The sequence below is a fragment of the Streptomyces sp. NPDC004539 genome (assembly GCF_040610055.1).
GTDB lineage: Bacteria > Actinomycetota > Actinomycetes > Streptomycetales > Streptomycetaceae > Streptomyces.
Window position 1 is genome coordinate 1 of sequence record NZ_JBEXLS010000034.1, and the last position, 24,512, is coordinate 24,512.

Annotated in this window: 24 protein-coding genes and 1 pseudogene; 7 read left to right on the forward strand and 18 right to left on the reverse strand. The window is 71.9% G+C overall.

The window, feature by feature from the left end; genetic code table 11:
* Nucleotides 1–115 precede the first annotated feature (115 nt).
* From ABZX85_RS43675 to ABZX85_RS43695, 5 genes are read right to left on the reverse strand one after another with little or no spacing between them, the layout of a single operon-like run.
* A complete protein-coding gene (locus ABZX85_RS43675; RefSeq protein WP_355882592.1) occupies nucleotides 116–1,072 on the reverse strand; it encodes a hypothetical protein in 957 nt (318 codons plus the stop codon).
* Nucleotides 1,072–1,386 carry a WXG100 family type VII secretion target gene (locus ABZX85_RS43680; protein ID WP_355882595.1) on the reverse strand — a complete coding sequence of 105 codons (315 nt, stop codon included), beginning with the start codon at nucleotides 1,384–1,386 and terminating at the stop codon, nucleotides 1,072–1,074. The genes ABZX85_RS43675 and ABZX85_RS43680 overlap by 1 nt, the downstream gene beginning before the upstream one ends.
* 31 nt (nucleotides 1,387–1,417) lie before the next feature.
* A complete protein-coding gene (locus ABZX85_RS43685) occupies nucleotides 1,418–1,813 on the reverse strand; it encodes a WXG100 family type VII secretion target (RefSeq protein WP_355882598.1) in 396 nt (131 codons plus the stop codon).
* 25 nt (nucleotides 1,814–1,838) lie between these two features.
* Nucleotides 1,839–2,018, reverse strand: a complete 180-nt coding sequence (locus ABZX85_RS43690; protein WP_355882601.1) for a DUF397 domain-containing protein — start codon at nucleotides 2,016–2,018, stop codon at nucleotides 1,839–1,841.
* Nucleotides 2,019–2,023: 5 nt separating this feature from the next.
* Entirely contained in the window at nucleotides 2,024–2,902 is an 879-nt protein-coding gene (locus tag ABZX85_RS43695) for a helix-turn-helix transcriptional regulator (protein WP_355882604.1), read from the reverse strand.
* A 156-nt stretch (nucleotides 2,903–3,058) separates the two neighbouring features.
* On the opposite strand from ABZX85_RS43695, the gene ABZX85_RS43700 reads away from it, so the two are divergent.
* Entirely contained in the window at nucleotides 3,059–3,463 is a 405-nt protein-coding gene (locus tag ABZX85_RS43700; protein WP_355882607.1) for an ATP-binding protein, read from the forward strand.
* On the opposite strand, the gene ABZX85_RS43705 is transcribed toward ABZX85_RS43700, so the two are convergent.
* Nucleotides 3,460–3,975: a hypothetical protein gene (locus ABZX85_RS43705; RefSeq protein WP_355882609.1), complete on the reverse strand. Its 516-nt coding sequence runs from the start codon at nucleotides 3,973–3,975 to the stop codon at nucleotides 3,460–3,462. The two genes, ABZX85_RS43700 and ABZX85_RS43705, sit on opposite strands and share 4 nt — an antisense overlap.
* A gap of 155 nt (nucleotides 3,976–4,130) precedes the next feature.
* On the opposite strand from ABZX85_RS43705, the gene ABZX85_RS43710 reads away from it, so the two are divergent.
* Nucleotides 4,131–4,988, forward strand: coding sequence for a hypothetical protein (locus ABZX85_RS43710; protein WP_355882612.1), 858 nt, complete (start codon nucleotides 4,131–4,133; stop codon nucleotides 4,986–4,988).
* 63 nt (nucleotides 4,989–5,051) lie between these two features.
* Here the strand turns inward: ABZX85_RS43710 and ABZX85_RS43715 are convergent, their stop codons facing one another.
* The 3 genes from ABZX85_RS43715 to pdhA (ABZX85_RS43725) are packed head-to-tail and all read right to left on the reverse strand — an operon-like array spanning nucleotide 5,052 to nucleotide 8,667.
* The gene (locus ABZX85_RS43715) at nucleotides 5,052–6,464 is read right to left on the reverse strand and encodes a dihydrolipoamide acetyltransferase family protein (protein ID WP_355882615.1); all 1,413 of its coding nucleotides are present in this window, start codon (nucleotides 6,462–6,464) and stop codon (nucleotides 5,052–5,054) included.
* A gap of 10 nt (nucleotides 6,465–6,474) precedes the next feature.
* Complete coding sequence (locus ABZX85_RS43720; RefSeq protein WP_355882618.1) at nucleotides 6,475–7,455, reverse strand: alpha-ketoacid dehydrogenase subunit beta; 981 nt, start codon at nucleotides 7,453–7,455, stop codon at nucleotides 6,475–6,477.
* Nucleotides 7,456–7,458: 3 nt separating this feature from the next.
* Nucleotides 7,459–8,667: a pyruvate dehydrogenase (acetyl-transferring) E1 component subunit alpha gene (gene pdhA / locus ABZX85_RS43725; RefSeq protein WP_355882621.1), complete on the reverse strand. Its 1,209-nt coding sequence runs from the start codon at nucleotides 8,665–8,667 to the stop codon at nucleotides 7,459–7,461.
* 322 nt (nucleotides 8,668–8,989) lie between these two features.
* Here pdhA (ABZX85_RS43725) and ABZX85_RS43730 point away from each other — a divergent pair, with 322 nt between their 5' ends.
* Nucleotides 8,990–9,649, forward strand: coding sequence for a response regulator transcription factor (locus ABZX85_RS43730; protein WP_355882624.1), 660 nt, complete (start codon nucleotides 8,990–8,992; stop codon nucleotides 9,647–9,649).
* Nucleotides 9,650–9,785: 136 nt separating this feature from the next.
* Entirely contained in the window at nucleotides 9,786–10,133 is a 348-nt protein-coding gene (locus ABZX85_RS43735) for a pyridoxamine 5'-phosphate oxidase family protein (protein ID WP_355882626.1), read from the forward strand.
* Nucleotides 10,134–10,140: 7 nt separating this feature from the next.
* Here the strand turns inward: ABZX85_RS43735 and ABZX85_RS43740 are convergent, their stop codons facing one another.
* Nucleotides 10,141–11,760 (reverse strand): protein kinase, encoded by a 1,620-nt coding sequence (locus tag ABZX85_RS43740; RefSeq protein ID WP_355882629.1) that lies wholly within the window; start codon nucleotides 11,758–11,760, stop codon nucleotides 10,141–10,143.
* Between the two features lie 345 nt (nucleotides 11,761–12,105).
* Here ABZX85_RS43740 and ABZX85_RS43745 point away from each other — a divergent pair, with 345 nt between their 5' ends.
* Together ABZX85_RS43745 and ABZX85_RS43750 are read left to right on the forward strand one after the other, a co-directional pair.
* A complete protein-coding gene (locus ABZX85_RS43745; RefSeq protein WP_355882632.1) occupies nucleotides 12,106–13,731 on the forward strand; it encodes a protein kinase in 1,626 nt (541 codons plus the stop codon).
* A gap of 49 nt (nucleotides 13,732–13,780) precedes the next feature.
* Nucleotides 13,781–14,200 carry a hypothetical protein gene (locus ABZX85_RS43750; RefSeq protein WP_355882635.1) on the forward strand — a complete coding sequence of 140 codons (420 nt, stop codon included), beginning with the start codon at nucleotides 13,781–13,783 and terminating at the stop codon, nucleotides 14,198–14,200.
* An 81-nt stretch (nucleotides 14,201–14,281) separates the two neighbouring features.
* Here the strand turns inward: ABZX85_RS43750 and ABZX85_RS43755 are convergent, their stop codons facing one another.
* The 3 genes and pseudogenes from ABZX85_RS43755 to ABZX85_RS43765 all read right to left on the reverse strand — a co-directional run.
* Nucleotides 14,282–14,827 carry a bacterial proteasome activator family protein gene (locus tag ABZX85_RS43755; protein WP_355882638.1) on the reverse strand — a complete coding sequence of 182 codons (546 nt, stop codon included), beginning with the start codon at nucleotides 14,825–14,827 and terminating at the stop codon, nucleotides 14,282–14,284.
* A gap of 519 nt (nucleotides 14,828–15,346) precedes the next feature.
* Nucleotides 15,347–16,330, reverse strand: a complete 984-nt coding sequence (locus tag ABZX85_RS43760; RefSeq protein ID WP_355882641.1) for an NAD(P)H-quinone oxidoreductase — start codon at nucleotides 16,328–16,330, stop codon at nucleotides 15,347–15,349.
* A 39-nt stretch (nucleotides 16,331–16,369) separates the two neighbouring features.
* A pseudogene (locus ABZX85_RS43765) lies at nucleotides 16,370–17,011 on the reverse strand (NAD(P)-binding protein); the annotation flags it as partial.
* Nucleotides 17,012–17,088: 77 nt separating this feature from the next.
* Here ABZX85_RS43765 and ABZX85_RS43770 point away from each other — a divergent pair.
* A complete protein-coding gene (locus ABZX85_RS43770) occupies nucleotides 17,089–18,204 on the forward strand; it encodes a potassium channel family protein (RefSeq protein WP_355882883.1) in 1,116 nt (371 codons plus the stop codon).
* A gap of 114 nt (nucleotides 18,205–18,318) precedes the next feature.
* On the opposite strand, the gene ABZX85_RS43775 is transcribed toward ABZX85_RS43770, so the two are convergent.
* From ABZX85_RS43775 to pdhA (ABZX85_RS43795), 5 genes are all read right to left on the reverse strand, one after another.
* Nucleotides 18,319–19,725 (reverse strand): molybdopterin molybdotransferase MoeA, encoded by a 1,407-nt coding sequence (locus tag ABZX85_RS43775; protein ID WP_355882643.1) that lies wholly within the window; start codon nucleotides 19,723–19,725, stop codon nucleotides 18,319–18,321.
* A complete protein-coding gene (locus ABZX85_RS43780) occupies nucleotides 19,722–20,609 on the reverse strand; it encodes an NTP transferase domain-containing protein (RefSeq protein ID WP_355882646.1) in 888 nt (295 codons plus the stop codon). Before ABZX85_RS43780 ends, ABZX85_RS43775 begins: the two co-directional genes overlap by 4 nt.
* 221 nt (nucleotides 20,610–20,830) lie before the next feature.
* On the reverse strand, nucleotides 20,831–22,222 hold the full coding sequence (locus ABZX85_RS43785) for a dihydrolipoamide acetyltransferase family protein (RefSeq protein ID WP_355882649.1): 1,392 nt from the start codon (nucleotides 22,220–22,222) through the stop codon (nucleotides 20,831–20,833).
* Nucleotides 22,222–23,226, reverse strand: coding sequence for an alpha-ketoacid dehydrogenase subunit beta (locus ABZX85_RS43790; RefSeq protein WP_355882652.1), 1,005 nt, complete (start codon nucleotides 23,224–23,226; stop codon nucleotides 22,222–22,224). The genes ABZX85_RS43785 and ABZX85_RS43790 overlap by 1 nt, the downstream gene beginning before the upstream one ends.
* Complete coding sequence (pdhA, locus tag ABZX85_RS43795) at nucleotides 23,223–24,365, reverse strand: pyruvate dehydrogenase (acetyl-transferring) E1 component subunit alpha (protein ID WP_355882655.1); 1,143 nt, start codon at nucleotides 24,363–24,365, stop codon at nucleotides 23,223–23,225. The genes ABZX85_RS43790 and pdhA (ABZX85_RS43795) overlap by 4 nt, the downstream gene beginning before the upstream one ends.
* Nucleotides 24,366–24,512: the final 147 nt, after the last annotated feature.

The following is a 24,512-nucleotide window of genomic DNA, read 5'->3' on the forward strand; positions in this document are numbered from 1 at the left end:
ACGAGGCCCCCAGGCTTGACGAGTTGAGACGTGAGATCTCTCGCTCATCTGCCCGGGGGCCTCGTCCACTACGTGCCCATCCCCGTCACTCGATCAGTGGCCACGCTGAAGATCCTTACTGATAGGTCTCGCGTTCCTTGCCCCACGCCGTCGTCCCCCACATCGCCGAGCAGAACTGCCGCATCGCGCCCTGCCACTCGTCGTTCCCCGGCGCCGGGTTCGTGATGGAGGCGAGGGCCGTGTCGAAGGCGGAGGCCGAGGTGGTCGCGTCGGTGGCGGCGCGGCGCCAGAGGGTCGCGATCTTCGGGAGGGCGGTGTCGTCGCCGCCGGGGGTGATCTGGGCGACCTTGCCGTGGCGGAGGGCGTGTTCGAGGATCGGGCGCAGGATGTGGGCGCCGATCTCGCTGAGGGCGCCGGAGACTTCGTCGATCACCGCGTTGCCCCAGCCGTCGTCGCCCTGGGAGGCTCCCCAGCCGAGTTGGGCGACGGGGCCGGTCGTGCCGGAGTTCTTCAGGACGTCCGGTGGGCGGGGGGTTGCGGGGACGGCCGGGACCAGGACGTTGGTGGCGTGGTCGGCGGCGGCGTAGTTGTTCGCGGTGACCGTCAGGCCGACGGCCGCGCCGCCCACCCCCGCGGTCGTCCGGTTCCACACGTCCAGGAAGAGCGCCGCGACCTCGGCGTACGCCTTCGCGAACGCCTCGGGGCCGCTGCCGCAGCCGACCGCGTGCTCGTAGCCGTCGAGCGCGCCGACCAGATTCCTCGCCTGATCGGCGAAGTCGTACTGCGCGTCGCGGAGTTGGTAGGACGCGTAGTAGACGTGCTGCGGCTGGACGTCGAAGCCGACGCCCACGGCGGGTGGGGCGGTGGGCTTCAGGGCCTCCAGTTCGGCGGCCCTGCGGTGCCGGTCGGAGTCGGTGTCGCCCTGGGAGATGTCCTTGCCGTCGGGGTCGGTGAGGCCGCCGGGGGAAGGGTGCGGGGTGGGACCCGTACCCGTCGTGGGCGCGGGGACCGCCGGGGTCGTCGAAGCAGGCGGTGCGGGAGTGGCCGAAGGGGCCGGTACGGGTGTCGCCATCAGCTCGCGCCCCAGCCCCGCAGCACCGCCCGGTGCGCCGCCGCGTAGTTCAGGTGGCCGGTGGTGACGTACCCGTGCAGCCACTTCTGGGCCGCCTCCAGGTCCTGCGCCGAGCGGTCCCACGTGTCGAGCTTGTCGACGAACACCTCGCGGGCCTCGCCCTTCCAGGACAGCACGACCGGCTCCACCCGCCCGTACAGCCCCTCCAGCTTCTCGTTGAGCTGCTTGAGGATGTCCTCCAGATCGGCGGTGAGTTCGTGGAGCGCCGCGAAGGACACGGTGATCGGTTCGTCGGGCGTGGTTCCGTTCGGCATGCTCTCCCCCTGAGTTCCGGCGTCGTGGTGATCAGTACGCGTCGAGTGTGCTGCGCGAAGGTGTGGACGACGGTGGCTCCGGGGTGTTCGGCGTGGACAGCCGCGCGACCTCGCTCGCGACGTCCACCCGCACCGCCCTGATCCGCTCCAGCACGTCCAGTTCCGTCGCGGAGAAGCCGTTCCGGCTCATCCGTACGGCCTCCGCCAGCAGCTTCACGACTTCGCGGATGCGTACGGCGTCCTCGGCGGCGGCGCGGTGGAACTCGCGGTAGGCCGTGCCCGCCGGGCCCCGCCAGCCGGCCTCGATGCGGTCGACGACGGCGTCCATGCGGACGACCTGGGCGTCGAGGTGGTCGCGCATGGCGTCGAGATCGTTCGCGAGCCGCGTCAGATCGTCGCGGGTCGCGTTCAGCTCCGGGGTGCTCATGCGTTTCCCTCCGGGAAGCGGCGGGTCAGCGGACGACGCGCAGAAGGCCGGACCAGGCGGAGGGGGTGAGGTGGAGGAGGGGGCCGGTGGGGTGTTTCGAGTCGCGGACGGCGACGGTGCCGGGGATGTTGCGGGCGACTTCCACGCACTCCTGTCCAGGGTTGCCGCCGCTGTAGCTGGACTTGACGAACTCGAAAGCGGGCATCCCTGCTACGTCTCCTTCAAGATCCCCTCGATCAGCCTGACCGAGTTCCGCTGCGCGAGGCTCACCCGTGCGATCCGGTCGAAGAGCCTGTTGTGGTGGTCGGCATCAGTATCGCTCTCCATCCACAGCGTTGACGAAGCGGTATCCACATGGACGACGTCCAGGGCACCCGGCTCCGCGAAGGAGACGATCGTGAAGGCACCGGTCATACCGGCGTGCGCGCCCGCGAGTGACGGCAGAACCTGCACCTTCACGTTGGGACGCCCCGCCACGTCGAGCAAATGCCTCAACTGTTCCCGCATCACCTCGCGTCCGCCGACCAGTTGGCGCAGAGCGCTCTCGTGCACGACGGCCCACAGCTCCAACGGGTTGGCACCGGTGAGCCGCGCCTGCCGAGTCATCCGGGACTCCACGAAGGGTTCGATCTCACCGGGGTCACCCCACGCCCCCGCCCCGACCGCCACCGCGCGCGCATAGTCGGGCGTCTGCAACAGCCCGGGGACGATGGCCAGTTGCCACGTACGGATGCCGGTGGCGATGTCCTCCAGCGCGACGTACTCGATCATCTGCGGCAGATTCGGGTACTGGTTCCACCAACCGCTGGCCTTACGTCGCTCCCGATCCGCCTTCGCCAACGCCAGCAACCTGCCGATCGCGCCCTCGTCGTCCTCCCCGTACAGATGGCACAGCGCCCGAACGTCCGGGTCCCGCAACGGCACTTGGCCCCGCTCGATCTTCGCGACCTTCGCCACCGACGCCGTGAGCGCCTCGGCGGCATGCGCCTGGCGCAGCTCACGGGCCTCGCGCATCTTCAGCAGCTCACCGCCGAGCCGGCGTCCCAGGACAGTGGTGATGGTCCGCCCGCGGTCCGGATTGTTCCCCACTCTGCGCCTCCACCCGTCGGGGCATCAATTTTTCTGCCATGTTCGATTGCTGCACGTGCGAACTCGACGCTACCTTAAGTGAACAACCCGCCACACGGCGAGACGAGTTGGGAACGGCACCGCGCTGCCCGCACCCCACCGCACGAGGAGCTCCCCATGACCGACTCCTGCCCCATCCCCACACACTTCGACGCCATCACCTACACCCCCACCCCCCGCACCATCCCCCTCGCCCGCCGCCGAGTCACCGACCTCCTCACCCGCTGGGGCCACCCCGAAGCCGCCCCCACCGCCGCCCTCCTCACCAGCGAGCTGTGCACGAACGCGATCCTGCACGGCAGACTCCCCGGCCGCCTCTACCGCGTCGAGACGTCCCTCACGGCCGGTTCCCTCCGTATCGCCGTCACCGACCCGAAGGGCGAGGCGCTGCCCCGGACGCGTACGCCGGCGCCGGACACCACCACCGGCCGAGGGCTGCTGATCGTCCAACGGCTGGCGTCCCGCTGGGCGGTGGAGACGCTGACGGTGGGCAAGACGGTGTGGGCCGAGCTGGACCTCTAGGACCCCGGCAGGACGAGGTCGTACAGGCACGCCCGGGTGCGGCGCACCACCACCGAGTCCTCGCCGTGCAGTTCCAGCGCGACCCGGAGCAACTCCGCGCCGAGATGGGGCCGTTCGGAGTTGTCGGCCGGGATCGCGCGCCACAGGCTGAACGCCCGTCGGGACGCCGCCTCGACGTCGGGGTGGTCGGCGCCCTGGATCGTCGCGCGGAGCCGGGCGCCGTGGAGGTACCAGGCGAGGCCGGTGGAGTGGTCGCCGGTGAGGGTGGCCAAGTAGCCGCGGACCTCGCGGACTTGGGCGGTGAAGAGGTGGAAGCCGCCGTATTCGCGGGTGACGTCCTGGTCGAGTCGCTCCGCGAGGACGGTCGCGTCCTGGGGGCTGCCGGACTGGGCGACCTCGGCGACCTTGACGAGGCGGGCGCGCAGCGTCTCGGGGGACAGGGACCGGGGCGTGCCCGTGGTCCAGAAGTCGGGGGTCACCGTGCCCCAGGGGCGGTACAGCGGCTCGGACATGACTCCCTCGGTTACGGTCGGGTGGTCGACCAGTTCACCACCGGTTCGTACTGCTGCGCGAACCGTACCGCCCGCACTTTCACACGATCCCCGCGCACCCACCCGGCCGGGCGGCGTAAAGTCGCACGTCGGAGACGTACGGCAAGGGGGGTTCGATGGGCACGGCACCCGTCGCGGTACCGCACCTCCCCGTCGGCTCCCGCCTGCTCGTCCCGGTCCTCGCCGCGACGGGCGGCAGCGGCCGTACGACGGTGGCGCACCTGCTGGCGCGGGGGCTCGCGGCGATCGCGGACACGGTCCTGCTGGACCTCTCCCCCCGGCTGGCCTCCTCCTGGCCCACCCACCTCGCGGCTCGACGGGCCACAGGGCTCGCGGCGTTGCCCCCGGACCAGCCCCTCACCCGTACGGCCGTCAGAGCGGCCTGCGCCGTCGAGGACACCGGCCCGCACATCCTCTCCGACAGCCGCGCCTGGCACGCCCCGCCGCTCCTGAACCTCCCCGAACTCCCCGCCGCCTGGTACCAGTTGGCGTCGATCGGCGGCTGGCAGGCGGTCGTCGCCGACACCCCGCACCCCCTCGCCCACGACCTCCTCACCGCTCGCCACACGGGCGAGCGCGCGCTGACCCGCGACTGGTACGAACTCCCGTACGCGATCCCGGTGTTGTGCGCCCCGGCCACGGCGGACGGCGTCCACGCCCTGATCCGGGCGACGAAGACCCTGGACGCCGAGGCCCTCCCCCTCGCCCGCACCGTCGTCGCCCTCACCGGCACGACGGACGGCCGCCTCCCGGCGTCGCTGCGCACCGCCCTCGCCGGCGCCACCGACCGCACCGCCGCGGTCGTCCACATCCCCCACGACCCCCGCATCCGCGCCCAGGGCCAGTCGACGGCCCATCCCCGGCCCCGGACCCGGCACGCGTCCACCCGCCTGACGGACGCGGTGCTGAGCGCGGCGCACCGGATGTGGGGGCGGCCGATGCCGCTCGCCCCGCAGCCGGCGGCTCTGCCCTGAACCCCCGGTCACAGCAAAGAGGGGCGGCCCGTACAGGCCGCCCCCTCTTCGGTCACCCCGGCATCACGCCCAGGTGATCAGCCGCTTCGGCCGCTCCAGGATCGCCGCGACATCCGCCAGCACCTTCGACCCCAACTCCCCGTCCACCAGCCGGTGGTCGAAGGAGAGTGCGAGGGTCGTCACCTGACGCGGCTTCACCTTGCCCTTGTGGACCCAGGGTTGCAGCCGGATCGCGCCGACGGCGAGGATCGCGGACTCCCCGGGGTTCAGGATCGGCGTACCGGTGTCGATGCCGAAGACGCCGACGTTGGTGATGGTGACGGTGCCGCCCTGCATGGCCGCCGGGGACGTCCTGCCGTCCCGCGCGGTCGTCACCAACTCGCCGAGCGCCTCCGCGAGTTGCGGCAGTGTCTTGTCCTGGGCGTCCTTGATGTTCGGGACGAGCAGGCCGCGCGGGGTGGCGGCGGCGATACCGAGGTTGACGTAGTGCTTGAGGACGATCTCCTGGGCGGCCTCGTCCCAGGAGGCGTTGATCTCGGGGTTGCGCCTGATGGCGACCAGGAGCGCCTTCGCGATCAGCAGGAGGGGGTTGATCCGCAGGCCCGCGAGGTCCTTGTCCCGCTTCATCTCCTCGACCAGCTTCATCGTCCGCGTCACGTCGACCGTCACGAACTCCGTGACATGCGGCGCGGTGAAGGCCGAGCCGACCATCGCCGAGGCCGTCGCCTTGCGGACGCCCTTGACGGGGATGCGGGTCTCGCGGGCGGCGGAGTCCCCGACGGCGACGGCCGGGGCCGGTTCGACGACGGGTGCCACCGGCGTGGCCGCCTTGTGCACGTCCTCCCGCGTGACGACGCCGTCGGGGCCGGTCGGCGTCACCGTCGCCAGATCGACGCCGAGGTCCTTCGCGAGCTTGCGCACGGGAGGCTTGGCCAGCGGTCGTTCAAGCGATACCTCTTGCACAGGGACGGGAACAGGCACAGGAACAGGCACGGCCCCGTGCCCGTTCAGCTCCGCCTGCACGGCGGGCGCGGCGGCCGTCGGCACCTCCGCGACCCCCTTTCGGGGCCGCCGCTTCGTGGACGACGCCGCCACCCCGTACCCGACGAGCACAGGCTGCCGCCCGGACCCCACGGACTCCTCGGCCACAACCGAGGACACGCTCGAAGACGCGCTCGAAGACGACTGGGCCGGCACCTCGGCGGCACCCGCCTCACCACCGACCGCCACGGAGATGATCGCCACCCCCACGTCCACGGTCGTCCCCTCCGGGAACCGCAGCTCCCGCACCACCCCGTCGTACGGGATCGGCAGCTCCACCGCCGCCTTCGCCGTCTCGACCTCGCACACCACCTGCCCGTCGGAGACCACGTCCCCGGGCTGGACGTACCACTTGAGGATCTCCGCCTCGGTGAGCCCCTCGCCCACGTCCGGCATCTTGAACTCGCGCACCCCGGCGTCCGTCATCGTCGTCACGTCCCTCTCCTCAGTACGCCAGGGCACGGTCGACGGTGTCGAGCACCCGGTCGAGACCCGGCAGATACTCCTCTTCGAGGCGGGCCGGCGGGTAGGGGGCGTGGTAGCCGCCGACCCTCAGCACCGGCGCCTCCAGGTGGTAGAAGCACCGCTCGGTGATCCGCGCTGCGATCTCCGCGCCGGAGCCGAAGAAGACGGGCGCCTCGTGGACGACGACGAGGCGCCGGGTCCGCTCCACGGACGCCTGGATCGCGTCGAAGTCGAGCGGCGAGACCGAGCGCAGGTCGAGGACCTCCAGGGACTTGCCCTCCTCGGCGGCGGCGTCGGCGGCCTCCTGGCAGACCTTCACCATCGGGCCGTACGCCACGAGGGTGAGGTCGGTGCCCGGCCGGACCACCCGGGCCTTGTGCAGGGGGCCGGGGATGGCGTCCGTGTCGACCTCGGAGCGGTCCCAGTAGCGGCGCTTCGGCTCGAAGAAGATCACCGGGTCGTCGCTCTGGATGGCCTGCTGCATCATCCAGTACGCGTCCGCCGCGTTCGACGGGCTGACGATCTTCAGCCCCGCGACGTGCGCGAAGAGCGCCTCGGGGGACTCGGAGTGGTGCTCGACGGCGCCGATGCCGCCGCCGTAGGGGATGCGGACGACGACGGGGAGCTTGATCTTGCCCAGCGAGCGCGCGTGCATCTTGGCGAGCTGGGTGACGATCTGGTCGTACGCCGGGAAGACGAAGCCGTCGAACTGGATCTCCACGACCGGGCGGTAGCCGCGCAGGGCCAGGCCGATGGCCGTGCCGACGATGCCGGACTCGGCGAGCGGGGTGTCGATGACGCGGCTCTCGCCGAAGTCCTTCTGGAGGCCGTCGGTGACCCGGAAGACGCCGCCGAGCTTGCCGACGTCCTCCCCCATGACGAGCACCTTGGGGTCCGTCTCCAGTGCGTGGCGCAGCGATTCGTTGATCGCCTTGGCCAACGCCAGCTTTTCGGTCGCCATGTGTCAGACCCCCTCTGCATCCGTGAACGACGCCTGGTAGGCGGCGAACTGGGCTCGCTCCTCGTCGACGAGCGCGTGACCGTCGGCGTACGCGTTCTCGAAGATCGCGAACCGGTCGGGGTCCGGCATCGCCCGGACCGCTTCCCGCACTCGCCTGCCCAACGCCTCGGACTCGGCCTCCAGTTCCTGGAAGAATCCCTCGTCCGTGTGGTTTGGCCCGGTCTGCGTCAGCAGATGGGCGCGCAGGCGCAGGATGGGGTCCTTGGCCTCCCAGGCGGCCCGTTCGTCGTCCAGCCGGTAGCGGGTGGGGTCGTCGGAGGTGGTGTGCGCGCCCATCCGGTACGTGTACGCCTCGACCAGCGTCGGCCCCTCGCCGGCCCGCGCCCGCTCCAGCGCCCACTTGGTGACCGCGAGACAGGCGAGGACGTCGTTGCCGTCGACCCGCACCCCCGGGAAGCCGAAGCCCTGCGCGCGCTGGTAGAGCGGGACGCGGGTCTGCTTCTCGGTCGGCTCCGAGATCGCCCACTGGTTGTTCTGGCAGAAGAACACCACGGGCGCGTTGTACACGGCTGAGAAGGTGAACGATTCGGCGACGTCACCCTGGCTGGAGGCGCCGTCACCGAAATAGGCGATGACGGCGCTGTCGGCGCCGTCCTTCGCGATGCCCATCGCGTACCCGGTCGCGTGCAGCGTCTGGGCGCCGATGACGATCGTGTAGAGGTGGAAGTTGTTGCTGTTCGGGTCCCAGCCGCCGTTGTTGACGCCCCGGAACATGCCGAGCAGGTTCGTCGGGTCGACGCCCCGGCACCAGGCGACGCCGTGCTCGCGGTAGGTCGGGAAGACGTAGTCGTCGTCGCGCAGGGCCCGGCCGGAGCCGATCTGGGCGGCCTCCTGGCCGAGCAGGGAGGCCCACAGGCCCAGTTCGCCTTGGCGCTGGAGGGCGGTCGCCTCGGCGTCGAAACGGCGGGTGAGGACCATGTCGCGGTAGAGGCCGCGGAGTTGTTCGGGGGTGATGTCGGCGACGTACTTGTCGTACTCGGCGTTCGCGACCCGCTCGCCCTCGGGGGTCAGCAGCTGGACGAGTTCGGGGTCGGTGCCGGTCTTCTTCTTCTCGGCAGCGGCGGCGGCACGGGTGCCGGTCTTACGGGTCGTACCGGCCTTGCCTGCGGCGCTGCGTCGCGGTGTGCGCGGGGCAGTGCTCTCCACGGTCACGTGTGCTCCTCCGTCGGTCCGGCTCCCGGGGTTGCCGGGGTCCAGTGCGGCCTACCTGTTTCCGGACACCCGTGCACGGGGTGGGTGCCACTCGGCCGGAACAGGCGTGACATGTGCTCCGGCGAGCGCCCTGAGGCGTTCACGTTACCCAGTGCTCCACATTTCTGTGAAACCCCTTCTGACCTGCGTTTTTACTCGGATTTCCAAGTAAATTCGGCAAAGCTGTGAAGGGCCCTGGTCACAGCCTCGCAGGAGGCCGGAGCAACGGCACGTTATCCCGTGCCCCCCGGCCACGGGAAGGGTTGTGTGTGAAACTGATCTCGTGCGTGAAAAGGCGGAAATCCGGGTATTTCTTCTCGATGACCACGAGGTCGTCCGGCGTGGCGTGCGGGAACTTCTGGCCGTCGAAGAGGGCGTCGAGGTGATCGGCGAGGCCGGTACGGCGGCCGAGGCGCTGGCCCGTATCCCGGCCCTGCGGCCGGACGTCGCCGTCCTCGACGTGCGGCTTCCGGACGGCAGCGGTGTCGAGGTGTGCCGGGAGATCCGCTCCCAGGACCCGTCCCTCAAGTGTCTGATACTGACCTCCTTCGCGGACGACGAGGCCCTGTTCGACGCGATCATGGCGGGCGCCTCCGGATACGTCCTGAAAGCGATCCGGGGTGACGAACTGCTGTCGGCCGTCCGGGACGTCGCCGAGGGCAGGTCGCTCCTCGACCCCGTCGCCACCGCGCGCGTCCTGGAACGGCTGCGGGACGGCGGGCCCAAGGAGGACGAGCGCCTCGCCCGCCTCACCGACCAGGAGCGCCGGATTCTGACGCTGATCGGCGACGGGCTCACGAACCGGCAGATCGGCGAGGAGCTGCACCTCGCCGAGAAGACCATCAAGAACTACGTGTCGAGCCTGCTGGCCAAACTGGGGATGCAGCGGCGGTCGCAGGCGGCGGCGTATGTGGCGCGCATGCAGGTGGGGCAGCAGCAGTAGCTGTCACCGCGGGGCCGGGAGCCGTGGCTTGTGCCGCCGGGCCGGGAGCCGTGGCTTTTATTCGGGACTTACGTCCCTTTCCCCAGGGGCGTCAGGCCCTGTCCCCGCCCGTGGGACCGCGCCCACAGTGGACGGCATGCCGCTCACCGCCGACACCCGGCACGCCCTCGACCTCCTCGCCCGCGCCGACCACGGACAGGTCGCGGCCAGCCTGCGCGCCCTGCCGTTCCTGGCCACCGCGCGCCACGCCGTCGTCGCGGACCGGCTCCTGCTGCGCCTGTGCGGCCACCAGAGCGCCTGCGCCGGCCAGATCGTCGCCTACGGCACCGGTACGGCCGACCACTGGTCCGTCCAGGTCGTCGGCCCCTGCGAGGCGGCCGAACCGACACCGGAGGAGCGCGCGCTGGTCCCGGGGGACGGGCACGGGGAGCCGGTGTACGTGTGGGTGACGCCGCAGTACGCGACGGTGCACACGGAGGAGTGAGCCCCCTCTACTGTGCGCCGCCGTTCGTCAACCCCAGCGTCCCTCCATCAGACGTACCGCTACTCGTGCCGCCGTCGGAAGTGCTGCCGTTGCTCGTGCTGCCGCTACTCGTACTGCCGTTAGTGGTACCCGTCGACGTGTCGCCCGTCGTCGGGTCCGAGGGCTCGGAGGAGCCGTTGTCCGTGGGGGTCGGGTCGGCGCTCTCCTCGTCCGTCTCGGTCGGCGTGGGCGTCGGCGTCGGGGTCGGCGTGGAGTAGCTGCCGCTCCCGCCCGACGTGCTGCTGTTCTGGGACGAGTCGTCGCTGGAGTCGTCCGACTCGGTCTCCGAGGGGGACGGGGAGGAGGAGCCCGCGGTCGCCGAGGAGGAGACGGACGGCGAGGGGCTCGTGTCCGTGCCGGGGTTCTTCTTGCCGTTGTTGACGGCGAGGGCGACGCCCGCCGCGATGGCGATCATCGCGAGGACCGCGAGAATCCACAGCTTGCCGCGCCCGCTGCCGTGGTTGCCGTGCCCCTCGAAGCCGCCGTCGTCGCCGGAGCCGTACCCCTGCGGCAGGATCGGCTGGGGGATCTGCGAGGTCGCGCCCGCGTGCCCCTGCGGCATCATCGTCGTGCTGGAGTAGCCGCCCGGGGACGGGTGCGCGGCGATCGGCGCGGTGACCGGGCCGGTGTTCCAGGTGCCGGTGTGCGCGCCCTGGTCGTACAGCATCTGAAGGCCGTACTGGACGAGGCCGCGCATCTCCTCGGCCGTCTGGAAGCGGTCGTCCGGCTCCTTCGCGAGCGCGCGCATCGCGAGCCCGTCGAGCTCCGGCGGGGAGGCGCCGCCGGACGCCTGCGAGGGGGGTACGGGGATGTCCTGGACGTGCTGGTAGACCACCGACAGCGGGGTCTCGCCGACGAACGGGGGCCGCAGCGCGAGGAGTTCGTACAGCATGCAGCCGGTGGCGTACAGGTCGGAGCGGTGGTCGACGGCCTTGCCGAGCGCCTGTTCGGGGGAGAGGTACTGCGGAGTGCCCATGACCATGCCGGTCTGCGTCATCGTCGTGGACGCGCCGTGCAGCGCGCGGGCGATGCCGAAGTCCATCACCTTGACCGCGCCGTTGTGCGTGATGATGACGTTCGCCGGCTTGATGTCCCGGTGCACGATGCCGTGCTGGTGCGAATAGGCGAGCGCCTCCAGCACCCCGGAGACGATGATCAGGGCCTGCTCGGGCCCCGGCGCCTCGGCGTTCATCAGCAGATCGCGGATCGTGCGGCCCTCGACGATCTCCATGACGATGTACGGCACGGCCTGGCCGCCCGCCATCACGTCCTCGCCGGAGTCGTACACGGCGACGATCGAGTGGTGGTTGAGACCGGCCACCGACTGGGCCTCGCGCGTGAAGCGGGCCTTGGACGTCGGGTCCTCGGCGAGGTCCGAGCGCAGCAGTTTGACGGCGACCATCCGCCCGAGACGTACGTCCTCGGCGGCGAACACCTCCGCCATGCCGCCCCGGCCGAGTCTGCGCGTGAGCCGGTAACGGCCCTCTCCGACCAGCCCGCCGTTGCCCCATTGTTCCGGCGCGTCCGACATACCGCCGTCAGTCGCCTCGGGGTCGGACGGGCCCTGAGAGCGCTGCTGCTGTGCCATCAGTCCTCGCCGTCGTTTCTGCCCGCGGTGCGCGCGGTGTTGTCACGGTCTCCGTCGGCCACGCTACAGCCTCCCGCCGCCCCCCTGATCCGGTAAGGGCCTTGTGCGGGGCCCTTCACACCCGCTCCCCGATGTGTGCTCGTGCACATTCCGTGTACCTGCGGTACCCCCGGTGTAACGCTCGTGCGGCTGTTCTTTCGCGTACGGTCACGGAACGGGCACCGAGCTTGACGTGAGAGGGGCCTGCGGCAGACTTGGCCGAGATTGACGCATGGGATCAACAGGGATCAACGCCGTCCGAGCACCGACGCACCGTTTGTGACGGCTTATGGGGGACACGCAGACATGAGTCACGACGGCGCTGAGGGCCGGTTCACGGGGCAGTCGCTCGCCGGCGGACGGTACCAGGTACGGGGGCTGCTGGGCGAGGGCGGCATGGCCTCCGTCCACCTCGCCTACGACTCGGTCCTCGACCGGCAGGTCGCGATCAAGACACTGCACTCCCAGCTCGGCCGCGAGGCCGCGTTCCGCGAGCGGTTCCGGCGCGAGGCGCAGGCCGTGGCCAAGCTCACCCACACCAACATCGTCTCCGTCTTCGACACCGGCGAGGACCAGGCGGACGGCGAGACGACGCCGTACATCGTCATGGAGTACATCGAGGGCAGCCCGCTCGGGTCGGTCCTCGACGCGGACGTCCGGCAGCAGGGTGCGATGCCCGCGGACAAGGCGCTCCAGATCACGGCGGACGTGCTGGCGGCGCTGGACATCAGCCACGAGATGGGGCTCGTCCACCGGGACATCAAGCCGGGCAACGTGATGATGACCAAGCGCGGGGTCGTCAAGGTCATGGACTTCGGCATCGCGCGGGCCATGCAGTCCGGGGTGACGTCGATGACGCAGACCGGGATGGTCGTTGGCACCCCGCAGTACCTCTCCCCCGAGCAGGCGCTCGGCCGTGCCGTGGACGCGCGCTCCGACCTCTACTCGGTCGGCATCATGCTGTTCCAGCTCGTCACCGGGCGGCTGCCGTTCGACGCGGACTCGCCGCTGGCGATCGCGTACGCGCACGTCCAGGAGGAGCCGCCGCGGGCCTCCTCCATCAACCGCGCGCTGCCGCCGGCCGTGGACGCGCTGATCTCCCGGGCGCTGAAGAAGAACCCCAACGACCGGTTCCCGAACGCCGTGGCCATGCGGGAGGAGTGCCTGCGGGTCGCCGCGTCGTTCCAGGCGGCGCCGCCGAGCATCGTGCCGGGGGTGACGACCGGCAGCGGGCAGGGGGTCGGGTCCGCGGTCTTCCCGCCGGTGGGGACGCAGGCGCCGGGGCCGATGGGTACGCCGCCGCCCGGTCCGTACGGTCCTCAGGCGGGGCCGTACGGCTCGACGCCGGCGCCCGCTCCGTCGTACGGGTATCCGCAGCAGGGGTTCCAGACGCCGGCACCGTCTTACGGGGCTCAGACGTACCCGATGGGTGGGGGTCCCTCGACGCCTCCGCCGCCCACCCGGTCCTCCGGGAGCGGGCGCAGCAACCGGCCCGTCGTCATCGGTTCCGTGATCGTCGCGGTCGTGGCGGTCAGCTCCCTGCTCATCGCCATCGCCTTCAACGGGGGCGGCGGGAAGAGCGACGAGGGCGGGGGCGGCACCGAGTCGGCGTCCGCCTCGGCGAGCACGGTCGCGGGGCACCGGGGGCCGGACACCTCGAAGACGATCGACTCCACCGAGTGCTCCGAGCCCGAGGAGTCGTACAACGACGCCGAGAAGATCCGGGTCCCGAACTTCAAGTTCAAGAACATCGACTCCGTCAAGGCGTGCCTCCAGGCGGCCGGCTGGCGGCCCAAGCTGGTCGACGTCGACGAGAACACCTTCGGGGAGGGGACAGTCATGAACCAGTTCCCGGCGGCCGACACGGACGTCGACCCGGAGAACATGCCGGAGATCCAGCTGAACGTCTCGACGGGCAACCCGCCGTCCTGACCCCGCCGCACACTTAGAGTGGTCACCCATCAACCAAGGGTGACCACTCATGCGCCGTCCCGTCCTCCCCGCCCTCGCCGTCCTCGCGGCCCTCTCCACCCTCGCCGCCGCCGCGCCCGTCACCGGGGCGGAGGTCGACTGCGACACGACCGGAGGGCGCGGCTGGGGCACCTGGATCTGGTCCGGCCGTACGGCGCTGAGTTCCGTCTCCCTCAAGGCCCGGGACACCGGCGCCGACTCCTACCATCCGGCCGTCCGCCTCGTCACGGTCACGGCTTCCGGCGCCGTCAAGCACTGGTCCTGGCATCACGTGTACGGCGGCAGCGGGGCGACGGAGACGTGGAACACGTCCGCGCGGGACGGCGCCGGGATCAAGCGGGCGTCGATCGAGGTGGGGATCTTCGACGGGGGCGAGCAGCTGAACTACTTCGGGTGTACGTCGCTCGGGCCGGCGAACCCCAGGTTCTGACGGGGGTTCGTGACCGGCCGGCACCTCGGTGAAGCGGGGTGCCGGCCGGGCTGACGTCGGTTTACGGGTACGGGCCGTTTTCTACAGGTAGGGGCCGCCCGTACGGGCCCCGAGGTGTCCTTCCTCGCCGCCCTCGTGGCCCACGCCCGGCGGGAGGGCCCGGCGCATCTGCTCCAGCTGGGCCCGCGCCGCCATCTGCTGGGCGAACAGGGTCGTCTGGATTCCGTGGAAGAGCCCTTCGAGCCAGCCCACGAGCTGGGCCTGCGCGATGCGGAGTTCCGCGTCGCTCGGGGTGGAGTCCTCGTTGAACGGCAGGGAGAGCCGTTCGAGTTCCTCGACGAGTTCGGGCGCGAGCCCGTCCTCCAGCTCCTTCACCGAACTCGCGTGGATCTCCTTGAGCCGCGCCCGGCTCGCCTCGTCGAGAGGAGCCGCCCGCACCTCCTCCAGCAACTGCTTGATCATGCTCCCGATCCGCATGACCTTCGCGGGCTGCTCCACCATCTCCGTCACGGGAATCTCCCGCGCGTCGTCGTCCGCGTCGACCCCGCCGAGCGCCATGCCGTCCTGGCCCACGACCAGGATCTTCTGGGCGTTCTCCGGCGACCTTTCGTTCCTCGGCATCTCCATGCCGTCATTCTCTCGCACCCACCCACTCCACCACCTGCCCACCCCCTCCACCAGTGATCAACCGGCCCGATCCCGAAATGCCGCGCCCCCCGCCCTGTGCGAGCCTGACCCCACCCCCCACCCCGAGGAGCCGCCCGTGAAAACGGCCACTCACGCGGCGGGCCTGCTCCTGTGCGCCACACTCACCCTCCCCGTCCCGGCCCACGCCGCCCCCACCCCCACCCCGGACCGAGCGGGAAGCGCGGCGGGCGAGGGGAGAGAACGCCCGGGGCGAGAGCCGGGGCCAGAGTCGGGAACGCCCAGCGAGCAACCCCCCGTACCCCCGACGAGGCACCCCGCAGTGGCCGTCCCTCTGACCTCGGTACGGGAGACCTTTCCCCGAGCCCCCTCGAAAACTTCGGCCCTCCAGATCCTCCCCCTCGGCACCGGCCTCATCCTCCTCGGCCTGGGCCTGGCCCTCACCCTGGCGGGCCTACACCTCCGCAAAACCTGACCCGCGCCCGGCGACCCACAGCCCCCCTACCGAGGCACCACCAACAGCACCTTCCCCACATGCCCGCTCCCCTCGACCACCCAATGCGCCTCAGCCGCCTCCGGCATGGGGATCTCGCGGTCGACGACGGGCTGGACGTGTCCGTCGGACAGGAGCGGCCAGACGTGTTCGCGGACGGCGGCGACGATCGCCGCCTTCTCCTCCAACGGCCGCGCCCGGAGGGACGTCGCGCTGACGGCGGCACGCTTCGCGAGCAGGGTGCCGATGTTGAGCTCGCCCTTCACACCCCCCTGCATCCCGATGATCGCGAGCCGCCCGTTGACGGCGAGCGCCTGGACGTTGCGGTCGAGATACTTCGCCCCCATGTTGTCGAGGATGACATCGGCCCCGGCACCCCCGGTCGCCTCCCGCACCTCGGCGACGAAGTCCTGCTCGCGGTAGTTGATGAGCACGTCGGCCCCCAGCTCACCGCACCGCCGCAGCTTCTCGGAAGACCCCGCGGTCACCGCGACCCGCGCCCCCACCGCCTTCCCGAGCTGGATCGCCATGGTCCCGATCCCACTGGACCCCCCATGAACGAGCAGCGTCTCCCCGGGCCGCAGATGGGAGATCATGAACACGTTGGACCAGACCGTGCAGGCGACCTCGGGCAACGCGGCGGCCCGGACGAGATCGACTCCCTCGGGCACCGGCAGCAACTGCCCGGCGGGCACGGCGACCTTCTCCGCGTACCCCCCGCCGGAGAGCAGCGCGCACACCTCGTCCCTGACGTGCCACCCGCTCACCCCGGGCCCCACCTCGACGATCCGCCCGGAACATTCGAGCCCGGGATAGGGCGAGGCCCCGGGCGGCGGATCGTAGAACCCCTGCCGCTGAAGGAGATCGGCCCGGTTGACGGCCCCGGCCACGACCTCGACCAGCACCTCCCCCTCACCGGCCACCGCATCCGGCACTTCCGCCCAGACCAACGCCTCGGGCCCACCAGGTTCCGAAATAGTGATCGCACGCATGGGCCCGACGCTACTCCTCGCGGTCCGGCCGAGCCCCGGTCACACCCCCGAAGCCCGCACGATCGTCACGATCCGGTCCGTCAGCTCCAACACCCCCACCGCCGGATCGTCGTACCCCAGCACCCGATGCCCCCGCACCACGCTGACCACGAGATCCTCGGTCTCCCGGGGCGTCTTCCCGGTCTCCGCCCGCGTCACGGGCCGCTCGACGATGTCCAGCCCGCTGCCCTGTCTCAGCAGCCCCTCCATGATCACCCCGGCAGCGGGGGAGAGGACGGAGAGACCGAGGAGCCGCCCGGCGGCACCGGCGCTGGTGATGACCTCGTCGGCCCCGGACTGCCGCAGCAGCGGCGCGTTCTCCTCCTCCCGGACGGCGGCCACGATCATCGCCCCCTGATTGAGCTGGCGGGCGGTCAGGGCGACCAGTACGGCGGTGTCGTCCCGCTGCGTCGCGATGATGATCCGCCCCGCCCTGTGCACCTCGGCCCGCCGCAGCACGTCACTGCGGGTCGCGTCCCCCACGACCCCCTCGTACCCCTCCCCGGTGGCCGCCTCGATCACCTTCGCGCTCGGGTCGACCACCACCACCTGCTCCTTGCGCAGCCCCGCCGCACAGGCGGTCCGGATCGCGGAACGCCCCTTCGTGCCGAATCCGACGACGACAGTGTGGTCACGCAAGGAGGGCCTCCGGGATACTCGGCGAGACGTAGACAACCATGGTGCCCACCGACCGCATCACCACCCCAGGGGGGCACGCGTTGAAGGACCAGCTACGACCGCCGACGAAGCTGAGCAGGCTCTCCCTGTTCCGCTCGCTCTGGTACCGCTCGCGCTCCGACATCCGTGACGACGCGGAGGCGAGCCGCGCGGTCACGATGCCCACCCGCGCCGGCGTCCCCCCGCTCGCGCAGGTCCTGCGGCGCCTCCTGCTGGCCCTGTTCGTCCTGGCCCTGACGACGTTCATCGTCTACATCGACCGTGAGGGCTACAACGACAACTCCGACGGCTCGGTGGACCTCCTGGACGCCGCCTACTACGCGACCGTCACCCTCTCGACGACCGGCTACGGCGACGTCACCCCCGTCAGCGACACGGCCCGCTTCATCAACATCGTGGTCATCACCCCGTTGCGCGTCGTCTTCCTGATCATCCTGGTCGGCACCACCCTGGAGGTCCTGACCGAACGCACCCGCCAACAGGTCCGCGTCCACCGCTGGCGCTCCCGCCTGCGCGACCACGTCGTGGTCGTCGGCTACGGCACGAAGGGCCGGCACGCGGCGGAGACCCTGGTCGGCCAGGGCATCGCGAAGGACAGGATCGTCGTCGTGGACGCCCAGAAGAAGGCGACCCTCACGGCGGCGGAGGACGGCCTCGTCTCGGTGCTCGGCGACGCCACCCGCTCGGAGACCCTCCTGAAGGCCGAGATCCACACCGCCTCGCAGGTCATCGTCTGCCCCCAGCGCGACGACACCACCGCCCTGGTCACCCTTACGGCCCGCCAGCTCAACCGCCGCGCCACGATCGTCGTCGCCGCCCGGGAGGACGAGAACGTGCCCCTGCTCAAGCAGAGCGGCGCCGACACCGTCATCACGAGTTCCAGCTCGGCCGGCCGGCTCCTCGGCGTCGCCATGGTCAGCCCGGTCGTCGCGGGCACGCTCGAAGACCTCATGACCCTCGGCAGCGGCCTCGACATCGTCGAACGCCCCGTGGAACACGCCGAGATCGGCCGGGCCCCCCGCGCCTGCGCCGACCTCATCGTCGCGGTCGTCCGGGGCAAGAAGCTCCTCGACTACGCGGACCCCGATCTCACCACGCTGGAGCGGGGGGACCGGGTCGTCACGGTCAGCCGGGCGAAGGTCGTGGAACCGGCGTAGGCCCGGCACCGACCTACCAGAGCGCACGTTTCACGTGAAACACCCTCACCCGGTCAAACGGGTGTTTCACGTGAAACATCCGGCGAGTCGGTAGCGGTGTTTCACGTGAAACATTCAGCCCATCAACCCCCAGGGCAGATCCAGCAGTTCGGCGTCCTCCCCCACCCGCACCCCGCCCGGCGGCACCACCGCCAACGCGTCCGCCACCGCGACCCCCCGCAGCATCGCGGGCCCGTTGTAGTGCAACGGCACGGCCCGCTCCCCGCGTACGACGACCGGGATCAGCCGGGTGTCGTACGGATGGCCCTGCACGGTCTCGTTCAGCGGCAGCGCGTACGGCTCGGGGGCCGGGCGGGCGGAGAGGGCGCGGAGCAGGGGTTCGGCGAGAGTGAGGAGGCCGGAGACGGCTGCGAGGGGGTTGCCGGGGAGGCCGACGAGGTGCTGGCCCTCCTTGACGCGGGCCAGCAGCATGGGGTGTCCGGGGCGGACCTTCACACCGTCGACCAGCAGCTCGGCGCCGATCCGGGCGAGGATCGGGTGGACGTGGTCCACGGGGCCCCCTGCGGTGCCGCCGGTCGTGACGATCAGGTCGGCCTCGGAGGCGGTGATCGCCTGGTGGAGCGCCTCCGCGTCGTCCCCGAGCCGCTTCACCACCGGCACCTCGGCGCCGAGCGCCCGTAGCCAGGGCGGCAGCATCGGGCCGAGGGCGTCGCGGATGAGGCCGTCGTGCGGGCGGCCCTTGGTCAGCAGTTCGTCGCCGAGGACCAGCACTTCGGCGCGCGGGCGGGCGGTGACGGCGAGGGTGTCATACCCGGCCGCCGCGGCGAGGCCCAGGGCCGCCGGGGTGACGACGGTGCCCTCGGGGAGCAGGAGATCGCCGGTCCGGCACTCCTGGCCCCGGGGGCGGATGTCCTGGCCGTGCTGGAGGTCCCGGGTGAGGTGCAGGCGGCCGTTGTCGTCGGTGCGGCCGTGCTCGCTGCGCAGGACCGCCGTCGTGTCCAGGGGAATGCGGGCGCCGGTCGCGATGCGGACGGCTTCGCCGTCGGCCAGCCGTTCGGGGGCGGGGTGTCCGGCGAGGACGCCCTCGTCCCGGACCGTCCAGGGGCCCGGTCCCGCGACCGCCCAGCCGTCCATCGCCGAGGTGTCGAAGGAGGGGAGGTCGGTGAGGGCGGTGAGGGGGGCGGCCAGGGGGAGGCCGAGGGTGTGGTCGAGGGGGAGGGAGAGGGGGGTGCGGCGGGCGGCGAGGGAGCGGGCGGCTCGGGCGGCGAGGGCGCGGGCCTGGGGCCAGGGGGTGGCTCGGTGGTGGGTGGGGGTGGGCGTGGAAGTGGGGGCCGGGGGTGTCGCCGGGGTCGAGGGGGTGCCGGTGGCTGGGGAGTCCCCGGTGCTCCGGCTGTCCCCGGCGTCGTCGGCGCGTCCCGTGTTCCCGGTGCTTGCGGTGTTCCCGGTGCTTCGGGGGTTTCTCACGAGGGCGAGCACCTCGTCGACGTCGAAGTCGTCCGCCATGGTGTCGGGGCCGCTCATCCGGTGGCCGGGCCGGAGTCGCCGGGCTTGCCGTCCGCCACGGCCTTGTCCGCCGCCTCCGCTTCCTCGGCCCAGCGCAGCGCCAGTGCCGTGGCCTTGCGGGCGGCTTCGGTGACGGCCTCGGGGGTGCCGTCGGTGCGGCCGGCCGCGTAGCCGACGAGGAACGTCGTCAGGGGGGCGGCGGGGCGGGCCACGCCGTGCGCGGCGTCGCGGGCGAGGTCCAGGAGGACCGTGGTGTCGACGTCGAGGTCGATGCCCAGTTCGTCCTTGACTGCGGAGATCCATTCATCCAACACGTGGTCATGCTCCCTGATCCGGGCCCTGGCGGCGGCGATGTCGTCCCAGGTGTCGCAGTCGAAGGACGCGACGGGGTCCGGGACACGGGTGAGGTCGAGTCCTGCGGTGAGCCTGCGCAGGGGCAGTCCGGCGAGGTTCGCGCCGAGGGCCGTCAGCTCCCGGCGCAGGGCGGCCGTACGGTAGGCGGCGACGAGGGGCTGGTCGCGGCCGTCGGCGTCGGCGAGGAGCGCTCCGTCCGCGCCGGTGTCCAGGGCGCTGAGCAGCCGGTGGACCGTGTCCGGCGCGAGGAAGGGGAGGTCGGCGGAGAGCACGACGACCCGCTCGGCCGTCGTCCCGCGCAGCCCGGCGTCCAGAGCGGCGACCGGGCCGCCGCCGGGCGGGTCCTCACGGGTCCAGCACACCGGGCGGGCGGTGGGCCGGGGCGCGGCCACGACGACCGTACGATCCGCGTCGGCGCAGGCCGCGAGCACCCGGTCCAGCAGCGACCGGCCACCGACCCGTACGCCCGGCTTGTCGGCACCCCCGAGACGCCTCGCCCCACCGCCCGCGAGGACGACGGCGTCGTAGGGGCGCGCGTTCGAGGTCATCCCCCGAGTATGCGCGCCGCCTCGATCACACGAAACACACCGTCAGGGAGCCGGAGCGGGCCGGCGGACCGCCCTGGACGGCCTGTGGCACGCCGGGGAGCACCACCGCACCCTGCGCCGGGGCACCGCGACCGGTTCCGGGTCCACGTCGTCCCGACGCGAGCCCCGGCCTTGCGCGGCGGCGCCACAACCTGCTCGGCGACCCGCGGGCCCCCACCCCGTCACAGCGTGCGCAGCAGTACCGCCGGCTGTTCGACGCAGTCCGCGACGTGGCGGAGGAAGCCGCCGGCGGTGCCGCCGTCGCAGACTCGGTGGTCGAAGGTGAGGGAGAGCTGGACGACCTGGCGGGCGGCGAGTTCGCCGTCGTGGACCCAGGGTTTGGGGACGATCCGGCCGACGCCGAGCATCGCGGCCTCGGGGTGGTTGATGATCGGCGTGGAGCCGTCCACCCCGAAGACGCCGTAGTTGTTCAGCGTGAACGTCCCGCCGGTCAGTTCGGTCGGCTTGAGGCCGCCGACGCGGGCCGCCTCGGTGAGCCGGGCGAACTCGGCACCGAGGCTCTCGGCACTCCGCGCGTGCGCGTCCCGGACGACCGGGACGACCAGCCCTCGTTCGGTCTGCGCGGCGAATCCGAGGTGTACGGCGTCCAGCAGGACGATCTCCCGCGCCTGCGTGTCCACGCGCGCGTTCAGCTCGGGGTACTTGGCGAGCGCGGCCGTGCAGATGCGGGCGAGCAGTGCGAGCAGCGAGATCTTCGGGCCGCCCACGGCGTTCATCGCCGCCCGCGCGCGCAGCAGTTCCGTCGCGTCGGCGTCCACCCAGCAGGTCGCGTCCGGGATCTCGCGGCGGCTGCGGGTGAGCTTGTCGGCGACGGTGCCGCGCAGGCCCTTGAGGGGGATGCGGGTCCCTTCGGCGACGGGGACGGAGGAAGGGGCCGGCGCCGGACGGTCGTTCACGTCGGCGGGCGGACCCGCCGTCGTCCGCCCCTGGACCGCCGCCACCCGCAGCACGTCCTCCACGTCGGCGCGCAGGATCAGGCCGTCGGGGCCGGAGCCCGTCAGTTCGCGGAGGTCCAGGCCGCCCTGGCGGGCGAGGCGGCGGACCAGGGGGGAGATGACGGGGACGGGTCCGTCGGCGCGGTCGGTGGTCTCCTCGACGCCCGCGCGGACGGCCGCCGTGCCGACCTCGGCGGACGCCTGGATCGCGACGACACCCGGACCGGCACCGCTCCCGTTCGCGGCCGCCGCACGCCCCGTACCGCTCGTGAGCCCCGTCGGCCGTACCCTGCGCCTGCGCGCCGGAGGCTCCGCCGTGCCGTAGCCCACCAGGACGTTGCCGGAGCCCTCCGCGGCGGAGCCCTCTTCCGCCGGGCCGACGGCGACCGTCAGCAGGGGGGCGCCGACGGGGAGTTCCGTACCCTCCTCGCCGAAGCGGGCGGTGACGACGCCGGCGTACGGGCAGGGCACCTCCACCATCGCCTTGGCCGTCTCGACCTCGACGACGGGCTGGTCGACGGCGACGACGTCGCCGACCTGGACCATCCAGGTGACGATGAGGGCCTCGGTGAGCCCCTCACCGAGGTCGGGCAGCTTGAACTCCAGGACCTGTGCCATCAGCTCTCGGCCTCCCATTGGAGACGCGCGACCGCGTCGAGAATCCGGTCGACACCGGGCAGGTGGTGCCGCTCCAGCATCGGCGGCGGATAGGGGATGTCGAAACCGCCGACGCGCAGGACGGGCGCCTCCAGGTGGTGGAAGCAGCGCTCCGTCACCCGCGCGGCGATCTCGCCCCCGGGCCCCCCGAAGGAGCCCGACTCGTGGACGACGACGGCCCGCCCGGTGCGTCGTACAGACGCGCAGACCGTGTCGTCGTCGAACGGCACCAGCGAGCGCAGATCGACCACCTCCAGGTCCCAGCCCTCCGCCTTCGCCGCCTCGGCCGCTTCGAGGCAGACGGGGAGCGAGGGCCCGTACGTGATGAGCGTGGCGCTCGCGCCCGGGCGCCGCACCGTCGCGCGTCCGATCGGTTCAACGGGCGACGGTTCCTCAGGGTTCCAGGTGTCCTTCGACCAGTACAGCCTTTTCGGCTCCAGGAAGACGACGGGGTCGTCGGAGGCGATGGCGGCGCGCAGCAGGCCGTACGCGTCGGCGACGGTCGCCGGGGTGACGACGTGCAGGCCGGGGGTGGCGGTGTAGTACGCCTCGGAGGAGTCGCTGTGGTGCTCGACGCCGCCGATGCCGCCGCCGTAGGGGACGCGGACGGTGATCGGCAGGGGCATGCGCCCGCGCGTGCGGTTGCGCATGCGGGCGACATGGCTGATGAGCTGCTCGAACGCGGGGTAGGCGAAGGCGTCGAACTGCATCTCGACGACCGGCCGCAGCCCGTACATGGCCATCCCGACGGCCGCGCCGAGGATGCCGGCCTCGGCGAGGGGCGTGTCCGTGCAGCGGTCCTCGCCGAACTCCTTCGCGAGGCCGTCGGTGACGCGGAAGACGCCGCCGAGGGCGCCGACGTCCTCGCCCATGACGTGGACGGTGGGGTCGGCGGCCATGGAGTCGCGCAGCGCGCGGGTGAGGGCCTGGGCGAAGGTGGCCGGTTTGACGGCGACGGTGGTCATCGGCGCTCCCCCTCGGCGTCCGTCCCGGCTTCGGTCTCGGCGTGCAGCAGCGCCCGCTGTTCGCGGAGCTGGGGTGTCGGCTCGGCGTAGACGTGGGCGAAGAGGTCGTCCGGGTCGAGCGCCGGGTCCTGGTTCATGCGTTCACGCAGGGACGCCGCCATCGCCTCCGCCGCGTCCTGGACGCCCTTGCGGCGGGCGTCGTCGAGCAGCCCGCGCGCGGTGAGCTCGCGTTCGACGAGGACGATCGGGTCGTGCTCGCGCCAGGCGGCCACCTCGGCGTCGTCCCGGTAGCGCGTCGCGTCGTCCGCGTTCGTGTGGGCCTCGACGCGGTACGTCACGGCCTCGACCAGCGTGGGCCCGCCGCCCGCGCGCGCGTGGCGTACGGCGTCGGTGAGGACCTCGTGGACGGCGAGGGCGTCGTTCCCGTCGACCAGGCGGCCCGGCATGCCGTACCCGACGGCCTTGTGGGCCAGGGAGGGGGCCGCCGTCTGCTTGGCGAGCGGCACCGAGATGGCGAAGCCGTTGTTCTGGACGAGGAAGACGACCGGCGCCTGCCAGACGGCGGCGAAGTTCAGCGCCTCGTGGAAGTCGCCCTCGCTGGTGCCGCCGTCGCCGACCAGGGCGAGGGCGACGACGTCGTCCCCCTTGAGGCGGGCGGCGTGGGCGAGGCCCACGGCGTGCGGGAGCTGGGTGGCGAGGGGGGTGCACAGGGGGGCGACGCGGTGGGCGTACGGGTCGTACCCGGTGTGCCAGTCGCCGCGCAGCAGCGTGAGGGCCTCGACGGGGTCCACGCCGCGTGCGACGACGGCGAGGGTGTCTCGGTAGCTCGGGAAGAGCCAGTCGCGCTCCTCCAGGGCGAGGGCGGCGGCGACCTCGCACGCCTCCTGGCCGGTGCTGGAGGGGTAGACGGCGAGCCGGCCCTGCCGGGTGAGGGCGGTGGCCTGCGTGTTGTAGCGCCGGCCGCGCACCAGTTGGACGTGGAGTCTCTTCAGCAGTTCCGGGTCGGCCTGCGCCGCCCTCTCGGTGCCGAGGACGCGGTACGGCTCGGCGTCCGGCAGCAGGGGCGCGGGGTCCATCCGGGGCTGCCAGGCGGGCGGCGGCGACGGCCGGTACGCGCCTCGCTGCTCCATGACCGTCATGACGGCACCTCCTCATGGGAGCGGCTTCGGGAGGCGCGTCGGATGTGAGGCGCCTCACCTACCGATTGTTCGGTCGTCGGCACAGTTTGGCTACGGGTGCCCTCAGGCTGTGGACAAACGGTTCTCCACAGCCTGTGATGGACGCAG

Bases quoted from the DNA above. Each gene is read 5' to 3' on its own strand.
- ABZX85_RS43710 (WP_355882612.1), top strand. From the start codon at position 4,131: ATGGGCACGGCACCCGTCGCGGTACCGCACCTCCCCGTCGGCTCCCGC.
- ABZX85_RS43790 (WP_355882652.1), bottom strand. From the start codon at position 23,226: ATGACCACCGTCGCCGTCAAACCGGCCACCTTCGCCCAGGCCCTCACC.
- ABZX85_RS43705 (WP_355882609.1), bottom strand. From the start codon at position 3,975: ATGTCCGAGCCGCTGTACCGCCCCTGGGGCACGGTGACCCCCGACTTC.
- ABZX85_RS43735 (WP_355882626.1), top strand. From the start codon at position 9,786: ATGCCGCTCACCGCCGACACCCGGCACGCCCTCGACCTCCTCGCCCGC.
- ABZX85_RS43760 (WP_355882641.1), bottom strand. From the start codon at position 16,330: ATGCGTGCGATCACTATTTCGGAACCTGGTGGGCCCGAGGCGTTGGTC.
- ABZX85_RS43690 (WP_355882601.1), bottom strand. From the start codon at position 2,018: ATGCCCGCTTTCGAGTTCGTCAAGTCCAGCTACAGCGGCGGCAACCCT.
- ABZX85_RS43700 (WP_355882607.1), top strand. From the start codon at position 3,059: ATGACCGACTCCTGCCCCATCCCCACACACTTCGACGCCATCACCTAC.
- ABZX85_RS43745 (WP_355882632.1), top strand. From the start codon at position 12,106: ATGAGTCACGACGGCGCTGAGGGCCGGTTCACGGGGCAGTCGCTCGCC.
- ABZX85_RS43750 (WP_355882635.1), top strand. From the start codon at position 13,781: ATGCGCCGTCCCGTCCTCCCCGCCCTCGCCGTCCTCGCGGCCCTCTCC.
- ABZX85_RS43740 (WP_355882629.1), bottom strand. From the start codon at position 11,760: ATGGCACAGCAGCAGCGCTCTCAGGGCCCGTCCGACCCCGAGGCGACT.
- ABZX85_RS43680 (WP_355882595.1), bottom strand. From the start codon at position 1,386: ATGCCGAACGGAACCACGCCCGACGAACCGATCACCGTGTCCTTCGCG.
- ABZX85_RS43775 (WP_355882643.1), bottom strand. From the start codon at position 19,725: ATGAGCGGCCCCGACACCATGGCGGACGACTTCGACGTCGACGAGGTG.
- ABZX85_RS43785 (WP_355882649.1), bottom strand. From the start codon at position 22,222: ATGGCACAGGTCCTGGAGTTCAAGCTGCCCGACCTCGGTGAGGGGCTC.
- ABZX85_RS43685 (WP_355882598.1), bottom strand. From the start codon at position 1,813: ATGAGCACCCCGGAGCTGAACGCGACCCGCGACGATCTGACGCGGCTC.
- ABZX85_RS43755 (WP_355882638.1), bottom strand. From the start codon at position 14,827: ATGGAGATGCCGAGGAACGAAAGGTCGCCGGAGAACGCCCAGAAGATC.
- ABZX85_RS43780 (WP_355882646.1), bottom strand. From the start codon at position 20,609: ATGACCTCGAACGCGCGCCCCTACGACGCCGTCGTCCTCGCGGGCGGT.
- ABZX85_RS43720 (WP_355882618.1), bottom strand. From the start codon at position 7,455: ATGGCGACCGAAAAGCTGGCGTTGGCCAAGGCGATCAACGAATCGCTG.
- pdhA (WP_355882655.1), bottom strand. From the start codon at position 24,365: ATGACGGTCATGGAGCAGCGAGGCGCGTACCGGCCGTCGCCGCCGCCC.
- ABZX85_RS43675 (WP_355882592.1), bottom strand. From the start codon at position 1,072: ATGGCGACACCCGTACCGGCCCCTTCGGCCACTCCCGCACCGCCTGCT.